This is a genomic window from Algoriphagus sp. (genome assembly GCF_046296635.1).
In the GTDB taxonomy this organism is placed as follows: domain Bacteria; phylum Bacteroidota; class Bacteroidia; order Cytophagales; family Cyclobacteriaceae; genus Algoriphagus.
In genome coordinates this window covers 12,618-26,980 of sequence record NZ_JBKBKZ010000010.1, presented here as the reverse complement: position 1 = coordinate 26,980, position 14,363 = coordinate 12,618, and the positions used below count along the sequence as shown (strand labels likewise).

13 protein-coding genes are annotated in these 14,363 nt (G+C 41.7%); 9 read left to right on the top strand and 4 right to left on the bottom strand.

The window, feature by feature from the left end; genetic code table 11:
- The first annotated feature begins 63 nt into the window (after positions 1-63).
- From ACK4HU_RS09205 to ACK4HU_RS09190, 4 genes are all read left to right on the top strand, one after another.
- Complete coding sequence (locus ACK4HU_RS09205) at positions 64-1,383, top strand: aspartate kinase (RefSeq protein ID WP_409805873.1); 1,320 nt, start codon at positions 64-66, stop codon at positions 1,381-1,383.
- Positions 1,384-1,487: 104 nt separating this feature from the next.
- Complete coding sequence (locus ACK4HU_RS09200; protein WP_409805870.1) at positions 1,488-1,730, top strand: UPF0175 family protein; 243 nt, start codon at positions 1,488-1,490, stop codon at positions 1,728-1,730.
- Complete coding sequence (locus ACK4HU_RS09195) at positions 1,708-2,166, top strand: DUF3368 domain-containing protein (RefSeq protein WP_409805868.1); 459 nt, start codon at positions 1,708-1,710, stop codon at positions 2,164-2,166. Before ACK4HU_RS09200 ends, ACK4HU_RS09195 begins: the two co-directional genes overlap by 23 nt.
- Positions 2,167-2,201: 35 nt before the next feature.
- The gene (locus tag ACK4HU_RS09190; protein WP_409805865.1) at positions 2,202-2,537 is read left to right on the top strand and encodes a DUF6787 family protein; all 336 of its coding nucleotides are present in this window, start codon (positions 2,202-2,204) and stop codon (positions 2,535-2,537) included.
- A 147-nt stretch (positions 2,538-2,684) separates the two neighbouring features.
- On the opposite strand, the gene recG is transcribed toward ACK4HU_RS09190, so the two are convergent.
- Positions 2,685-4,778 (bottom strand): ATP-dependent DNA helicase RecG, encoded by a 2,094-nt coding sequence (gene recG, locus ACK4HU_RS09185; protein ID WP_409805862.1) that lies wholly within the window; start codon positions 4,776-4,778, stop codon positions 2,685-2,687.
- A gap of 78 nt (positions 4,779-4,856) precedes the next feature.
- Positions 4,857-5,927 carry a phosphotransferase enzyme family protein gene (locus tag ACK4HU_RS09180; protein WP_409805859.1) on the bottom strand — a complete coding sequence of 357 codons (1,071 nt, stop codon included), beginning with the start codon at positions 5,925-5,927 and terminating at the stop codon, positions 4,857-4,859.
- Positions 5,928-6,095: 168 nt separating this feature from the next.
- Between ACK4HU_RS09180 and ACK4HU_RS09175 the strand changes: the two genes are divergently transcribed.
- Positions 6,096-7,871 (top strand): sodium:solute symporter family protein, encoded by a 1,776-nt coding sequence (locus tag ACK4HU_RS09175; RefSeq protein ID WP_409805857.1) that lies wholly within the window; start codon positions 6,096-6,098, stop codon positions 7,869-7,871.
- A 115-nt stretch (positions 7,872-7,986) separates the two neighbouring features.
- On the opposite strand, the gene gldD is transcribed toward ACK4HU_RS09175, so the two are convergent.
- A complete protein-coding gene (gldD, locus tag ACK4HU_RS09170) occupies positions 7,987-8,562 on the bottom strand; it encodes a gliding motility lipoprotein GldD (protein ID WP_409805854.1) in 576 nt (191 codons plus the stop codon).
- 76 nt (positions 8,563-8,638) lie between these two features.
- Here gldD and ACK4HU_RS09165 point away from each other — a divergent pair, with 76 nt between their 5' ends.
- The 4 genes from ACK4HU_RS09165 (at position 8,639) to hflC (ending at position 12,911) form a co-directional block, all read left to right on the top strand.
- Positions 8,639-9,169 (top strand): DinB family protein, encoded by a 531-nt coding sequence (locus ACK4HU_RS09165; RefSeq protein ID WP_409805851.1) that lies wholly within the window; start codon positions 8,639-8,641, stop codon positions 9,167-9,169.
- Between the two features lie 280 nt (positions 9,170-9,449).
- On the top strand, positions 9,450-10,592 hold the full coding sequence (locus ACK4HU_RS09160) for an ATP-binding protein (protein WP_409805848.1): 1,143 nt from the start codon (positions 9,450-9,452) through the stop codon (positions 10,590-10,592).
- Positions 10,593-10,998: 406 nt separating this feature from the next.
- Positions 10,999-11,976 (top strand): FtsH protease activity modulator HflK, encoded by a 978-nt coding sequence (gene hflK, locus ACK4HU_RS09155; RefSeq protein WP_409805845.1) that lies wholly within the window; start codon positions 10,999-11,001, stop codon positions 11,974-11,976.
- Positions 11,973-12,911: a protease modulator HflC gene (gene hflC / locus ACK4HU_RS09150; protein ID WP_409805842.1), complete on the top strand. Its 939-nt coding sequence runs from the start codon at positions 11,973-11,975 to the stop codon at positions 12,909-12,911. The genes hflK and hflC overlap by 4 nt, the downstream gene beginning before the upstream one ends.
- A gap of 197 nt (positions 12,912-13,108) precedes the next feature.
- Here the strand turns inward: hflC and ACK4HU_RS09145 are convergent, their stop codons facing one another.
- On the bottom strand, positions 13,109-14,356 hold the full coding sequence (locus ACK4HU_RS09145) for an NAD(P)/FAD-dependent oxidoreductase (RefSeq protein WP_409805839.1): 1,248 nt from the start codon (positions 14,354-14,356) through the stop codon (positions 13,109-13,111).
- Between the last annotated feature and the right edge of the window lie 7 nt (positions 14,357-14,363).

Genomic DNA, 14,363 nt, shown 5'->3' with positions numbered 1-14,363 from the left:
ACAGAGGAATGATCATCTGTCATGCGAAGATTCCATATGGCCTTAAAGAAAAATTATAATCATATGAAAATCATGAAATTCGGGGGTACCTCTGTGGGTCGTCCCGAGCGAATGCATCAGGTGAAAGACTTGATAACCAAAGGTGATGAATCTACGATTGTGGTGCTCTCTGCGCTTTCCGGTACGACCAATGCACTGGTGGGTATAGGCGATGCCTTAGCCTCAGGTGACAAATCCCTGGCTAAAGAGCGCATTGATGCACTTCATTTGCACTACTTGGAGTTTTATCCAGCATTATTGAAAAAGGCTCCAACCCAAGCAAAAGCCGAAGCTATCATCCATGAGCATTTTGAATTTTTGAATATCCTTTTGAAAATATCCTTTAATGAAGCGATCAACCGAGACATCTTAGCTCAGGGAGAATTACTTTCCACAAAGTTGTTTGCAACACTTTTGGAAGAATTGGAGGTTCCTGCGGTATTCTTAGTGGCTTTGGACTTTATGAGTATCGATGAGAATTCCGAACCAGAATTGGGAAAAATCTCTGAAAAGCTCAGTGCGATTCTTTCTCAATATCCTGAAGGAAGGCTTTTCATCACACAAGGCTACATCTGCAAAAACCACAAAAACGAAGTGGATAACCTAAAGCGCGGAGGAAGTGATTACACAGCATCTTTGATTGCTGCTGCAATTAAGGCTTCGGTTTGCGAGATCTGGACAGACATCGACGGCATGCACAATAATGATCCAAGGATAGTCGATCGAACTCGTCCTATTGCAGAGCTGTCATTTGATGAAGCAGCGGAGTTAGCTTATTTCGGTGCAAAAATCCTTCATCCAGCCTCCATTTGGCCGGCACAACTCTATAACGTGCCAGTAAGATTGCTAAATACGATGGAGCCATCAGCTCACGGCACATTGATCAAAGAAACTGTGGATACGATTGGTGTAAAAGCCATCGCTGCAAAAGATGGAATCACTGCCATCAAGATCAAATCCAGTCGAATGCTTTTGGCTTATGGTTTTTTGAGAAGGATTTTTGAAGTTTTTGAAAAGTACAAGACCCCAATCGACATGATTACTACATCCGAAGTGGCGGTTTCGGTGACCATAGACGATTTAAGCCATTTGGAACAGATTATTGCTGAACTTCAAGCTTTTGGAACGGTGGAAGTGGACCGAAATCAAGCGATAATCTGTATCGTGGGAAATATGGTTTCAGAGACCAAAGGAGCGATCACGGCAGTGATGGACTCATTGGTAGATATTCCGGTGAGGATGGTCTCCTATGGTGGCAGCCGTCATAATGTTTCCATTCTGGTGGATGCACAGTATAAAGTTCCAGCGTTAAAAAGCTTGAATGAGGGGGTTTTTAGCTGGTAATTTCTTTGCCACAGTTGCACGGATGATTATCTGGGCATTTGTGGCTTTTAATATTTGCACACGAATCAAAAAGCTTCTTAAAAGAGTTTAAGTATATTAATGGTATGAAAACGCTCAAAATCAAACTTCCTAATACCTTCGAATTTGATGATAAGGAGGCCTTAATGGCAATTGCGGCTCGTTTATTTCAGAAAGGAAAGCTTTCCCTTGGTCAAGGTGCCGAGTTAGTAGGAGTGTCGAAAGCAGTCTTCATGGAAAATTTAGGTGATTTTGGTGTTTCTCTTTTTAATTATTCTGAATCAGATCTAGAAAGTGATGTAGAAAATGCAAAAAACTATCATCTCTGACACCAGCTGTTTAATTCTTTTGCAGAAAATTGGTGAATTGGATTTGCTTCAAAAGCTTTTCCAAACCGTTTTTATAACCCCGGAAATTGCAAATGAATTCGATCAGCCATTACCAAAGTGGCTTATTATAGAATCTCCGGAGAATAAGACTTATCAACGGATTTTAGAGGCCTCTTTGGATGAAGGTGAATCAAGCGCCATTGCCTTAGGTCTGGAAAAGACTGATCCACTTTTGATTATTGATGACCTAAAGGGTAGAAAATTTGCTCAAAAACTCGGTCTAAAGATCACGGGTACTCTGGGCCTTCTAATAATTGCAAAAAGGCAAAATTTGATTTCCTCTGTAAAGCCCTCATTAGAAAAAGTGAAAAAAACTGATTTTAGATTCTCCAAAAATCTTGAGAAAACATTGCTTAGACTATCAGGAGAAGAATGAACTTGGAAAGTTTCTAAAACCAGCTTGTAAAATTTATGAAAGACCAAAAACCCGGATTTCTTCAACGTCTTCAGACCAAGTGGAAACTAGAAAGCCTCTTTCAGGTCGTGATGGTCTTAGTGGTTTTTGCCCTTACCGGATTTACCATTTTGTTTATCAAAAATCCAATCCTGAACTTCTTCGGAGTAGAACGTGGCGGTGGTCAGGGATTTTTAAATACCGTTTTGTACCTATTGTTGGTTTTGCCGCTTTACCAGATTTTCCTGCTGATTTATGGTTTTATTTTCGGCCAGTATAAATTCTTCTGGGAAAAAGAAAAACAGATCTTTAGGCGAATTGGAAATCTTTTCTCTAAAAAACAAAAAAGCTAATTGGATTGGTTGAATCGATCAATTTACGATTTCAGATTTACGAATTACGACATCAAACCAAACTCCTAGCATCTCTACAAGATTAGCCTTTGAAGATAGAGATTGAGGAACTTAAGACCTCGTAAATCAAAAATCATAATTCGTAAATCAGCTAATTCGGCTCCAATTCACTGCCGTAGTCTTCTGCTGCTTTACCTGTCTTAAAATCGGTGAATTCTGAGGCTGGGTCAATTCAGGATCATTGCTCAAAAGCTGCTGTGCTGCATCTCTTGCCAAGGTCAGCAAAGGAGCATCCTTGCTTAAGTCCGCAATCAACAAATCAGTGATTCCGCTCTGCTGAGTTCCCATCAGATCTCCCGGTCCACGCAATCTCAAATCGACATCAGCGATTTCAAAACCGTCGTTTGTTCGCACCATCGTTTCCAGCCGCACCCTTGAATCTCTCGAGAGTTCGTACTTACTCATCAAGACGCAATAGCTTTGCTCAGCACCTCGACCGACTCTGCCTCTGAGCTGATGCAACTGAGAAAGCCCAAAACGTTCTGCATTTTCAATAATCATCACCGAGGCATTTGGCACATTGACACCCACTTCGATCACCGTGGTCGCCACCATGATTTTCGTCTCTCCTTTGATGAAGCGCTGCATTTCATAGTCCTTGGCATCGGATTTCATCCCACCGTGGACGATGCTGAGTGGATATTGAGGAAATGCTCTGGAAATGCTCTCAAACCCATCCATCAGGTTTTTCAGATCCATTTTTTCAGATTCCTCGATCAGGGGATAGACAATGTAAACTTGTCGTCCTTTTTTTACTTCTTCATTGATAAAACCGAAGACCTTCAGTCTATCTTTATCGTATCGGTGGACCGTTTGTATCGGTTTCCGGCCCGCAGGAAGTTCATCGATCACTGACACATCCAAATCTCCATAAAGCGTCATCGCAAGTGTCCTTGGAATAGGTGTAGCGGTCATGACCAAGACGTGCGGGATGTATTCTTCATTTTTCGCCCAAAGCTTCGCCCGCTGCGCCACACCAAATCGATGTTGCTCATCCACGATGGCCAAACCTAGATTCTTGAATTGAACAATATCCTCTAAGAGGGCATGCGTGCCGATCAGGATTTTCAATTCACCATTCAGGAGGTTTTCATGAATCACTTTTCGCGCTGACTTCTTTACCGAACCGGTCAGAAGTGCAATTTTAAGCCCCATCATGTCGGCGTATTCCTTCAATCCTTCATAGTGCTGATTGGCCAAAATCTCAGTAGGTGCCATCAGACAAGTTTGGGCTCCAGAACCAATAGCTATTAGGGTGCAAATAAATGCTACCATGGTTTTTCCACTTCCAACATCCCCTTGGATCAAGCGATTCATTTGCTTGCCGGACTTCATATCAGAGAAAGATTCCCGAATCACGCGCTTTTGGGCATTGGTGAGCTCGAAGGGAATGTGATTTTTATAAAAATCCGTCAGCAATTCGGTATTGGAAAGAACTTGTCCTCGGGACTTTTCAGTTCGGGTGACTTTCAGCATCAATAGGCGAAGCTGCAGGTAGAAAAACTCTTCAAACTTCAGTCGCTTTCTTGCGCGCTGAAGCAGCTCCGGTGCTGTCGGAAAGTGAATTTGTCGGATTGATTCCTGTTTGCCAATAAGTTGATATTGCTCCAGAATTTCGGGTGAAAGGGTCTCAGGAATATGCGGATAAACGGCAGGGACGAGGACTTCCAGAATCTTTGAGATTCCTCGCGAATCCAAGAACTTGTTTCTGAGTTTTTCAGTCGTCGAATAAACCGGTTGGAAATTATTCCGCTTTTCATTGGCTGAGGTGACAGGTTCCATTTCGGGATGCGCCATGCTCCAAGTCCGACCAAATTGCGCAGGCTTTCCCAAGAAAATATAGGCCGCACCAGCCAAGAGTTTTCGCTGAACCCACTGAATTCCCTTAAACCAGGTCATTTCCATTTGCCCGGTATCGTCAAACACATGAGCAACTAGCCTTCTTTTTCCTCCTGTTCCGACCAGTTCGACTTTCTTGATTCGTGCGATTACCTGTACATTTTCCAACTCATCATTGAGCTCACGGATCTTAAAAAACTTCGTCCTATCCTCATAACGAAATGGATAATGCTGGAGCATTTCCCCGTAAGTAAAAATATTCAGCTCCTTATTAAGCAATTCGGCCTTTTGAGGGCCGACGCCTTTGAGGTATTCAATTCGGGTATCAAAAATTCCTGTCAATTGAGCTGGCTTTTGGGAAAAAGCAAATTAAGACTGCAAGTGTTCAAAACCCAAGGATTTGATGTCAATTGTCGGAAATCAAAAATTCAATCCAGTTACTTCTGACCAGATCTTTTTTATAAACTCACTGTTTTCCTGTTGACTTTTAAGAAAAAGCATTTGGTTTTTGGCTCGGTCAAAGTTCTGCTCCGGATAAGTTACTTTATAATATATGTTGCCTTGTAAGTGGTCTGTAAAGAATCGTAAGCCCATGATGAGGGTCATTATCTCTCCACCTAAAAGCAGTGATTTTGCTTCCTCTGTTGAAGAAAAATCTTTAACTCCCTCCCAATATCCCTTCAGAAGTTCTTCAAAAATCTCCGAAATCAATTGAATAGCATCCCATTGGGTCGAAGTTTCGGGAACGCTGCACGCCACGGTCCTTACCAAATCGCCAAAGTCATACATCAAGTATCCGCCCATCAGGGTGTCCAAATCAATCATGGCCTCCACTTTTTCCAAATTTTGCGAGAAGATCAAGTTGTTGATTTTCGTGTCGTTGTGTGTGGTTCGGAGTGGCAAATGATCCACTTGATCAAGATACCATACCACCAAATGCTGCTGGCTAAGATAGAAGTCCAGAATATCGATCTCTTCAGGGTTGAGCTTAGTTTTTTTCTTGGATACGGAGATGAGTTTATCGAAGCGAAGGTCAAGGCGATGAAAATTTGGTATCGTCTCTTGCATCAAAGTACCACTAATATCTTTGGCCCATTTTGCAAATTCTCCGTACGAATGTGCTGCACAATAGGCTTGATCTGGATTATTGATCTGCTGGAGGGTTTTTCCTTTTACAAAATCAAAAAGTCGATACTTCTTCCCATCAATAGCTGTCAATCCTTCACCTGATATATTTAGGATGGGTAATGGTAAAAGAAATGGCAGTTTCTGGTTTTTCGAATGTTTGCTTAGCAAAGAGAGATTGTGATCAATCCGTTCTGGAAAATTAAAAACTGACTCATTGAATCCTTGGAGGACCCATTGTTGTGTTTTGCCTTTAATCAAAAGCGTCTGATGAATTAGTCCTTCCCCCAGAGCTGAAACTTGGAGTTGTTGATTTCCCAGGATAGGATATGAATGGATTATAGGAAGAATCAAAGCTGAATTCATGGTGCGAAAATAGGGAAGAAAAGAAATTTAGGGGAATTTGATTTTAGCAAAAGTAAACCAATGCAAGAAGAACCCATGGCACACTCATTTTTCTAAAAAAATTAAAAAAGGTTTTTATCATTCAGAAAATATTTTTGTTAATTGGACGCCAAATTAAACCCAGACCTTATGAATGTAACCGCCTTGGATTGGGGCATCATCGCTGCCTTCTTCATAATTTCGCTTGCAATAGGGATTTTCACTGCAAAATCAGCCGGAAGCTCAGCAAAAGAATTTTTCCTTTCCGGCAGAAATATGCCTTGGTGGCTCTTGGGAGTATCCATGGTAGCAACAACTTTCTCTGCAGATACACCAAACTTGGTGACTGATATTGTCCGAAAAAATGGGGTAGCAGGCAACTGGGCATGGTGGGCGTTTTTGCTTACTGGGATGCTGACAGTTTTTGTCTATGCTAAACTTTGGAGAAGATCAGAGGCGACGACAGATTTGGAGTTTTACGAAATGCGCTATTCTGGCAAAGGAGCAGCATTTTTGAGAGCCTTTCGAGCACTATATCTTGGTATATTCTTTAACGTGGTCATTATGGCTACCGTATCACTTGCTGCAATTAAAATCGGTGGTGTCATGCTGGGACTTTCACCTATTCAGACGCTCTTAATTGCATCCATTGTGACTGTGGTCTATAGTTCACTCGGTGGCTTAAAAGGTGTTTTGTTGACTGACTTTTTCCAGTTCTTTATCGCCATGGCTGGTTCTTTCGGGGCGGCGTATTTTATTCTTGACTTACCGGAAATCGGCTCATTAAATAATCTTTTAGCACACGAAGTGGTGGCTACCAAGCTCAACTTCCTTCCCGACTTCAGTGATCCCAATATCTACATTCCCTTGTTTATTATGCCGATAGCAATCCAATGGTGGGCCACCTGGTATCCCGGTGCTGAGCCGGGAGGCGGGGGATATATTGCACAGCGTATGCTTTCAGCAAAAGATGAGAAAAATGCTATGGGGGCTACCTTGTTTTTTAATATTGCTCACTATGCGTTGAGACCTTGGCCATGGATTTTGATTGCCCTTGCATCCATTGTTATTTATCCAAATATCTCTGACTTGCAGGTGGCTTTCCCTGATATTCCTGTGGATAAGCTAGGTGATGATTTGGCCTATCCTGCTATGCTGACTTTCCTTCCTACAGGTTTGATTGGTATCGTTCTGGCGTCATTGATTGCGGCGGTCATGTCCACTCTTTCGACCCATTTGAATTGGGGTTCAAGCTATATTGTAAATGATTTTTACCTGAGATTCTTAAAACCTGAAGCCTCTGACAAGGAGCTTGTTGCTGTTGGCAGAGTTTCCACAGTTGTTTTGATGGTGCTCTCAGCGACATTGGCCTTAGCAATGTCTTCGGCTTTGGATGCCTTCAATATTTTGCTTCAGATCGGTGCAGGTACAGGTCTGATTTTTATTCTTCGCTGGTTTTGGTGGAGAATTAATGCGTATACCGAAATTTCTGCGATGGCGATTTCATTTGTCGTAGCAATCTTTTTCGAAGTGATCAATCCAAAAGTAAATTGGATCTTGATCCCTGAAAATCAGGCTTACTTAAAGTTGGTTTATTCGGTTTCAATTACCACAGTTGGCTGGCTATTGGTAACATTTCTGACCCAACCTGAGAAGGATGAGATCCTACTTTCTTTCTATAGAAAAGTAACACCAGCGGCCTACGGGTGGAAAAAAGTGCTGGATCGGTATCCAGCCGAAAAACAAGAGCAAGGTCAACTACCGAAAGAGATTGGACTGATGGTCACCGGTACAATTATGGTTTATGCCGCTCTTTTCTCCACTGGATTCTTTATTTATGGAAATATAGTTCCGGGATTTATTGCAGCAGTAATTGCTCTTACCGGAGGTTTTATAATTATCAGTTCTTGGAAAAACTTGAAGTAAAAAAAGTTATTGAGTTATTGAGTTATTGAGTTTTAACCAAAAACCCGCTTCAACTGGATTGAGGCAGGTTTTTCATTTTTTATTCTACAAATTACTCTGAGGGAATTTCCATGAATCAATCGATAAACTTTATAGAATTCATTAAGTGAGTCATATCGATTTTGATGTATTCGATCACTGGAGCTAAGGAGTCATTTTTCACTGCTGTATTGAAATACAAAGCTCCTCTAAGGAAATGATCTGTGGAATCAGTTACGAAGAATTGAAACTGAGTAGGCACTTCACCTGAAAGCTCTGCAACTACAGCAGTATAGCCATTTGGTGTGATAAGGACTCCTTCCTCGATCCCATAAGCTTTGATTTGATGCTTAGCTGTAAGTTTGAATGCATCATTTGAAAGGTTTTCAAATTTTGTGTTCTTTCCGTCGATCTTTTTATAGGTTAAATGGACCTTGGCTCCGAAGTCTTTGTAATTGAGATTTATCCAAGCCGTCTCTTTAAGATTAAACGAATCGGGTTCAACTTGACTTGCCTTGGAAAAATCCAACTCGTAGGGATATTCACCTGACAGCTTTTGATAAGAATGATTGGGTAAGTCTATTTTGTTGTAACCGGGAGGCCGGGGAAGCCAAGTCTTTTCGCAAGACGTTATTCCAATAAGGATCAATGAAAAGACAAAAAACTTCTTCATAGATCAAAATTAGACTTTCCATTTGAATTGAATCGGGAATAGTTGAACTTTAACATTCCACCAAATTTATTTACCTATGAACAAGACAGTTAGATCAACTTTCGTCGCGCTTTTTTCTGCGACTTTGATGCTTTTCGGAGCTATGACTCAGGCTCAAACGACCAAAGAAGAATTTCTGGCCAAGTGGGAAAACAGCAAGAAATTCACGCTGGACGTTTTGGCAAAAATGCCAGATTCTGGTATGGATTACAAAACGGATGCGGGTGCGATGTCCTTCAAAGAACAGATTCATCATATCGGAACTGCGATTGTCGGAATTTCAAAAGGATTCCTAAAAGGAGGAGATAATGCTCCCAGTTTAAATGTTGCCACCGCCGATAGAGCCGTCCTTGCGGCATTCATTGTTGAGGCATACGACTATGGCGCAGCGAGTGTCAAGGCACTTAGCGATGCCGATGCAGCCGAAAAAATCGAAGTCTTCGGCAATACGGTTAGCCGTCGTCAAGTAGAGGCGCTATTGATTGATCATAGTACGCATCACAGAGGTGCAGCGATTGCCTACCTCAGAGCAAATGGAGTAGAGCCACCAGCTTTTGTAGGCTTCTGACTTTTGGTTTTTTCTATTACCTAAGAGGCTGTCTCATAAGTACTGAATGTCACATTGAGCGAAGTCGAAATGTAGTCCAACTCCCTAGGAATGGCCTTCGTACTGCCCAACTCTCGTTGGTCAGGTGCTCAGGCTGACACCGAAACACTTTATGAGACGGCCTATTATTTTTTTAATCAACTCAAAAAGTATAAGATTTGTGAATCGAATCACAAATTATATATGATTTTTGTGAATCAATTCACAAAAATCATAGTATTTTTGTGAATTGTATACTATCATGAATTCAAATACAATAATTCGGCGAGTTTATAGCAAAATCCAAGAGCGTCTTTTTCGTGGAAAAGCAATGCTGATTTTGGGCCCAAGGCAGGTTGGGAAAAGCACGCTTTGTGATTATGTGCTTAATAAGACTGGACAACCATTTTTTTATCTAAATGGAGATGATGCAGATGTACGATCCGAACTGAGCGAAACAAGTGCAACCCGATTACGAGCAATAATTGGATCACATAAACTGGTCTTTATCGATGAAGCTCAACGAATACCGAACGTCGGTCTTACTCTGAAGATCTTTGTGGATCGGCTTAAGGACGTGCAAGTAATAGCGACGGGGTCTTCGGCTTTTGACTTGGCCAATCTTTCCAATGAACCCTTGACTGGCAGAAAGTATGAGTTTTTTCTTTTCCCGCTCAGTTTTGGGGAGCTGGTCGATCATCATGGATTGCTTGAAGAAAAACGACTGATTGAGCATCGCTTGATTTTCGGGAGCTATCCAGAGATCATTACTCGCCAAGGAGAAGAGGAAGAATTGCTGAAACTCGTCTCAGGCAGCTATTTATACAAAGATCTCCTAATGCTAGAGCAAATCAAAAAGCCTGTTCTGCTAGAAAAACTTCTTAAGGCATTGGCACTTCAATTGGGAAATGAGGTAAACTATCATGAACTGGGGCAAATAGTTGGAGCCGACAAAAACACGGTAGAAAAGTATCTTGATTTGTTAGAAAAGGCCTTCGTGATCTTTATAGTCCCTGCTTTCAATCGCAACTTGAGGAATGAATTAAAAAAAGGGAAAAAGATCTATTTCTTCGATTGTGGAATCAGAAATGCAATTCTCGGAAATTTTAATCCACTAATAAACCGTACTGACGTGGGAGCGCTTTGGGAAAATTATTTTTTGGTGGAGCGAATGAAGTACCAAGCTTATCAAGGAGTAGATGCTAAGTTTTACTTTTGGCGAACCACGGCACAACAGGAGATTGACTTTGTGGAAGAATCAGGAGGAAAGTTAACTGCATTCGAATGCAAGTGGAGCTCAAAAGCTAAAGTCAAATTTCCCTTGCCATTTACCGAAGCTTACCCTGAAGCCAAATTGATTATTGCTAACGCCAATAATTTTGAGAAAAGTCTAGGCATTGATTAAAGATTTGGAAAAGGGCAAAATTAATAACATGTATGTACGCTACTTTGCCAGTAAATTAAAATTATTAATGGAATTTGGCTCAAATTCTAATATTCAGGCCCACTTCCGTCTTCGGTCTCCGGTCTTTCAGTCCCTAACCTGAGGGAAATTCGCCTACTGGCAGAAAAGCGTATATTCATAATTAATTATCAGCTTATTCCAGTTGCATAAGGTTTTCTTAATTACCCTTATTTGAGGCCAGTCTCTGTACAAATCACTATGGGCTGGCGGGATTTTTTTTACTTTTACTATGGACTATTAAACCAAACCTTCTTTTTTAAGCTTTTAAACCCTATCCTTGGGTTGGAAGGAATTTATTAGCAGAAGTCCAATTTCATTACCTAAAAAAATTTAAAAGAAAATATATATGGACGAGAAAAATTATCAAATCAATATTGATCCGGATTGGGTCAAGAAATATCTGAGTAAAATCATTATTGGAATTTTAGTCCTTGTGGCGATCTTTTCCAGTGTCCGGACTGTAGGTCCTGAAGAGGAGGGAGTGGTAATCCAGCTAGGAGAATATAACCGGACGGTGCTGCCGGGCCTGAATTTTATTATTCCCTTTGGAATTGAGACCATGCATAAAATCCCAGTTCAACGGCAACTGAAACAGGAATTTGGATTTAGAACCACCCAGGCGGGACAGCGTAGTGAGTATACTGTGGGTGAGTTTGGCGACGAAAGTATGATGCTCACAGGTGACCTGAATCTTACCAACGTAGAATGGGTGGTGCAGTATAGAATCACCAACTCATACAATTACTTATTCAAAGTTAGAAATGCTGAAAAGACGCTGAGAGACATGTCAGAGTCTGTCATGCGAAAGGTGGTAGGTGATCGCACCGTCAATGAAGTACTCACTGTAGGAAGACAGGAAGTTGCATCCAGTGTGGAAGTTCGGCTGCAAGAGATGTGTGACGAATACGAAAATGGAATCCGTATCGACCAAGTGGTCCTCCAGGATGTCAATCCTCCTGAGTCGGTGAAGCCTTCCTTCAACGCGGTGAACCAGGCCCAACAAGAGCGTGAAACCTTGATCAATCAAGCCGAAGCAGAATACAACCGCGTTATCCCAAGAGCGCGAGGAGAAGCTGAGGAGACGATTCAACTAGCGGAGGCTTTTGCTTTGAACCGAGTCAATCGTGCCAAGGGTGAAGCGGAGCGATTCAACGCCTTATACGAATCCTATGTCAAGGCTCCTGAGGTAACCAAACAACGGATTTATTTGGAAACGATGGAAAAAATCCTGCCTAAAATAGGTAACAAAATCATCGTAGATGAAAAAGGTAACAATGTCTTGCCACTATTAAATATTGACAAAGTAAAAACTCCAGTCCAATGAGAAAGCGAAAAATAGGATATACAGTAATTGGAGTCATTCTGACCCTTTTGGTATTCAACAGTTACTTCATTCTGGATGAAACTGAGCAGGCCATTGTCACGCAGTTTGGCAAGCCGGTAGGTGAACCGAGAACCTCACCTGGCATCAATTTCAAGACGCCCTTTTTACACAAAGTTCAGTTTTTTGATAAGCGATACTTGGAGTGGGATGGGGACAAAAACCAAGTACCAACAAAAGACAAGAAATTCATCTTTGTAGATACTTATGCCAGATGGGAAATCACGAACCCGCTTCAGTTCTTTATCCGACTAAGGGATGAGCGCTCTGCCCAATCCAGACTGGATGATATTTTGGACGGTGAAACCAGAAATGCCATCGCTAGTCATGATCTCTTGGAGATCGTTCGATCTTCCAATCGAGATCCTGAGATTACAGAGGACTTTATGGAAGAGATCGAAGTATTGCAGGGTATTTTTGTGGGTCGAGACAAGATCGAAAAAATAGTTCTGGAAAAAGCCAATGAACGCACCACTGATCTAGGCGTAAGAATTCTGGACTTTAGATTCAAGCGTATGAACTATGTGGACGAGGTTAGAGATCGAGTATACGACAGAATGATCTCTGAACGAAATAGAATTGCAGATCAATTTAGATCCGAAGGTCAAGGCCAAGCGCGGGTAATTGAAGGGAATAAGGAGCGGGATTTGGCAAAAATTCAATCCGAGGCTTTCAGAGAAGCGGAAGAAATAAAAGGACGTGCAGACGCTGAGGCCACAGATATTTATGCTTCAGCATATAATAAAAACAGAACTTCGATCGACCTATACAAATTTCTTAGAACGATGGAAAGCTTCGAGAAATCGATGGATGAAAACACGAGCATTGTACTTTCTACAGACTCTGAATTTTTCAAATACTTGAGGAAATTGAATTGAAGTAAACGGATATTCGACATTCTGCCTCCTGAAGCATATTTTCTTGAAATCCAGCTGGAAGACTCCACCACTGCGGACTGGCGAAGACGGGAGACAGAATGGCATGATGAAATTCCATTTTCAACTTCCAAGAAGGATAATTTTGAGGAAAGTCATGGGTGAAGATATAGGATCTATACCCATGACTTTTCCAATTATCAAGAATATCTCCCCACTTCAAAGCCTTGTATTTCCATAGAAGTCATCTTTTGCTGATGAAGCTCAGCGAGAATCTTCCCAGTGGCTGGCGCTAAAGAAATTCCCATCATCGAGTGCCCGCTGCCTACCAAAACATTGGAATAATCAGGAGCAAAACCGATATAAGGCAGTCCATCAGGGGAGCAAGGACGAAGACCTTTCCAAATCTGATCTTTTTCGGGAAACTTGGCTTCAAAATCCGGGTAATAGCGGTTGATGGATTCAAAAATTCCTTTCACCCGATTCATGTTTATAGATTGATTTGTGCCGGCGATTTCCATTGTTCCGCCAAATCGAATCGTTTCACCGTACGGGCTGACTGCAACTTTTTGCTCTGTAAGAATAGTGGCCTGTGTGATTTCAGGCTGATTTTCTTGAATAAAAGAATATCCTTTTCCCCCCATCATCGGAAGAGAAAAATCCAGCATTCGAGCCAATTCCCCAGACCAAGATCCTCCACAAAGCAATACCTTATTTACCTCAATTTTCCCTTGATCGGTTATGACAGCTTCGACTTTTGAACCTGATTTCTCAAATCCTAGTACTTGAGTCTTAGTGAGGAATTTCGCTCCCTTTTCCTCCAGATAAATTTTCAAAAAACTAAAAAGAGCTCCCGGATCCAAATGGGCATCTCCAGGAAAAAGCACTGCGCCGCGGGCTTTGAGTTCCAAATTTGGTTCTACTTTTCGGATGTCATCCGGGGTAAGTATTTCGGCTTCCAAACTATGCTTTCTAGCCAAATGTGCAAATTCAATCTCCTCTTTTTCCATGGCTTCAGTTTGGTAGGCCATCATCAGACCTTTTTCAACCAATGCTATCGCAGAATCGGGGTGCTCACTGCGAAACTCCTGATACAATGCTTTGCTCATCAGACTAAGATTTTTCAGGAATGGAATAGCCTTTTTCACCTGTGTCTCATTGGCTGCTTTGAAGAATAGCATACACCATTTAGCCAATTTGAAATCAAGGCGAGGATGAATGTAAAAAGGACTTTTGGAAGAAAACATCCAAGAAATACCTTTGGTAATCATACCCGGTGCAGCAAGAGGAATGATATGACTTGGGACGATCATGCCGGCATTGCCTGTGGAGCAATTATCCTTCAGATCAGTCCGATCTATGATTGTGACTTCGATTCCTTCTTTTTGAAGAAAATACGCTGTGAAAAGTCCGACGATCCCGCCGCCGATAATGAGTGTTGGCTTCATTTGAAGT

Bases quoted from the DNA above. Each gene is read 5' to 3' on its own strand.
- ACK4HU_RS09160 (WP_409805848.1), top strand. From the start codon at position 9,450: ATGAATTCAAATACAATAATTCGGCGAGTTTATAGCAAAATCCAAGAG.
- hflK (WP_409805845.1), top strand. From the start codon at position 10,999: ATGGACGAGAAAAATTATCAAATCAATATTGATCCGGATTGGGTCAAG.
- ACK4HU_RS09190 (WP_409805865.1), top strand. From the start codon at position 2,202: ATGAAAGACCAAAAACCCGGATTTCTTCAACGTCTTCAGACCAAGTGG.
- ACK4HU_RS09195 (WP_409805868.1), top strand. From the start codon at position 1,708: ATGCAAAAAACTATCATCTCTGACACCAGCTGTTTAATTCTTTTGCAG.
- ACK4HU_RS09145 (WP_409805839.1), bottom strand. From the start codon at position 14,356: ATGAAGCCAACACTCATTATCGGCGGCGGGATCGTCGGACTTTTCACA.
- ACK4HU_RS09200 (WP_409805870.1), top strand. From the start codon at position 1,488: ATGAAAACGCTCAAAATCAAACTTCCTAATACCTTCGAATTTGATGAT.
- ACK4HU_RS09180 (WP_409805859.1), bottom strand. From the start codon at position 5,927: ATGAATTCAGCTTTGATTCTTCCTATAATCCATTCATATCCTATCCTG.
- ACK4HU_RS09205 (WP_409805873.1), top strand. From the start codon at position 64: ATGAAAATCATGAAATTCGGGGGTACCTCTGTGGGTCGTCCCGAGCGA.
- ACK4HU_RS09165 (WP_409805851.1), top strand. From the start codon at position 8,639: ATGAACAAGACAGTTAGATCAACTTTCGTCGCGCTTTTTTCTGCGACT.
- hflC (WP_409805842.1), top strand. From the start codon at position 11,973: ATGAGAAAGCGAAAAATAGGATATACAGTAATTGGAGTCATTCTGACC.
- gldD (WP_409805854.1), bottom strand. From the start codon at position 8,562: ATGAAGAAGTTTTTTGTCTTTTCATTGATCCTTATTGGAATAACGTCT.
- ACK4HU_RS09175 (WP_409805857.1), top strand. From the start codon at position 6,096: ATGAATGTAACCGCCTTGGATTGGGGCATCATCGCTGCCTTCTTCATA.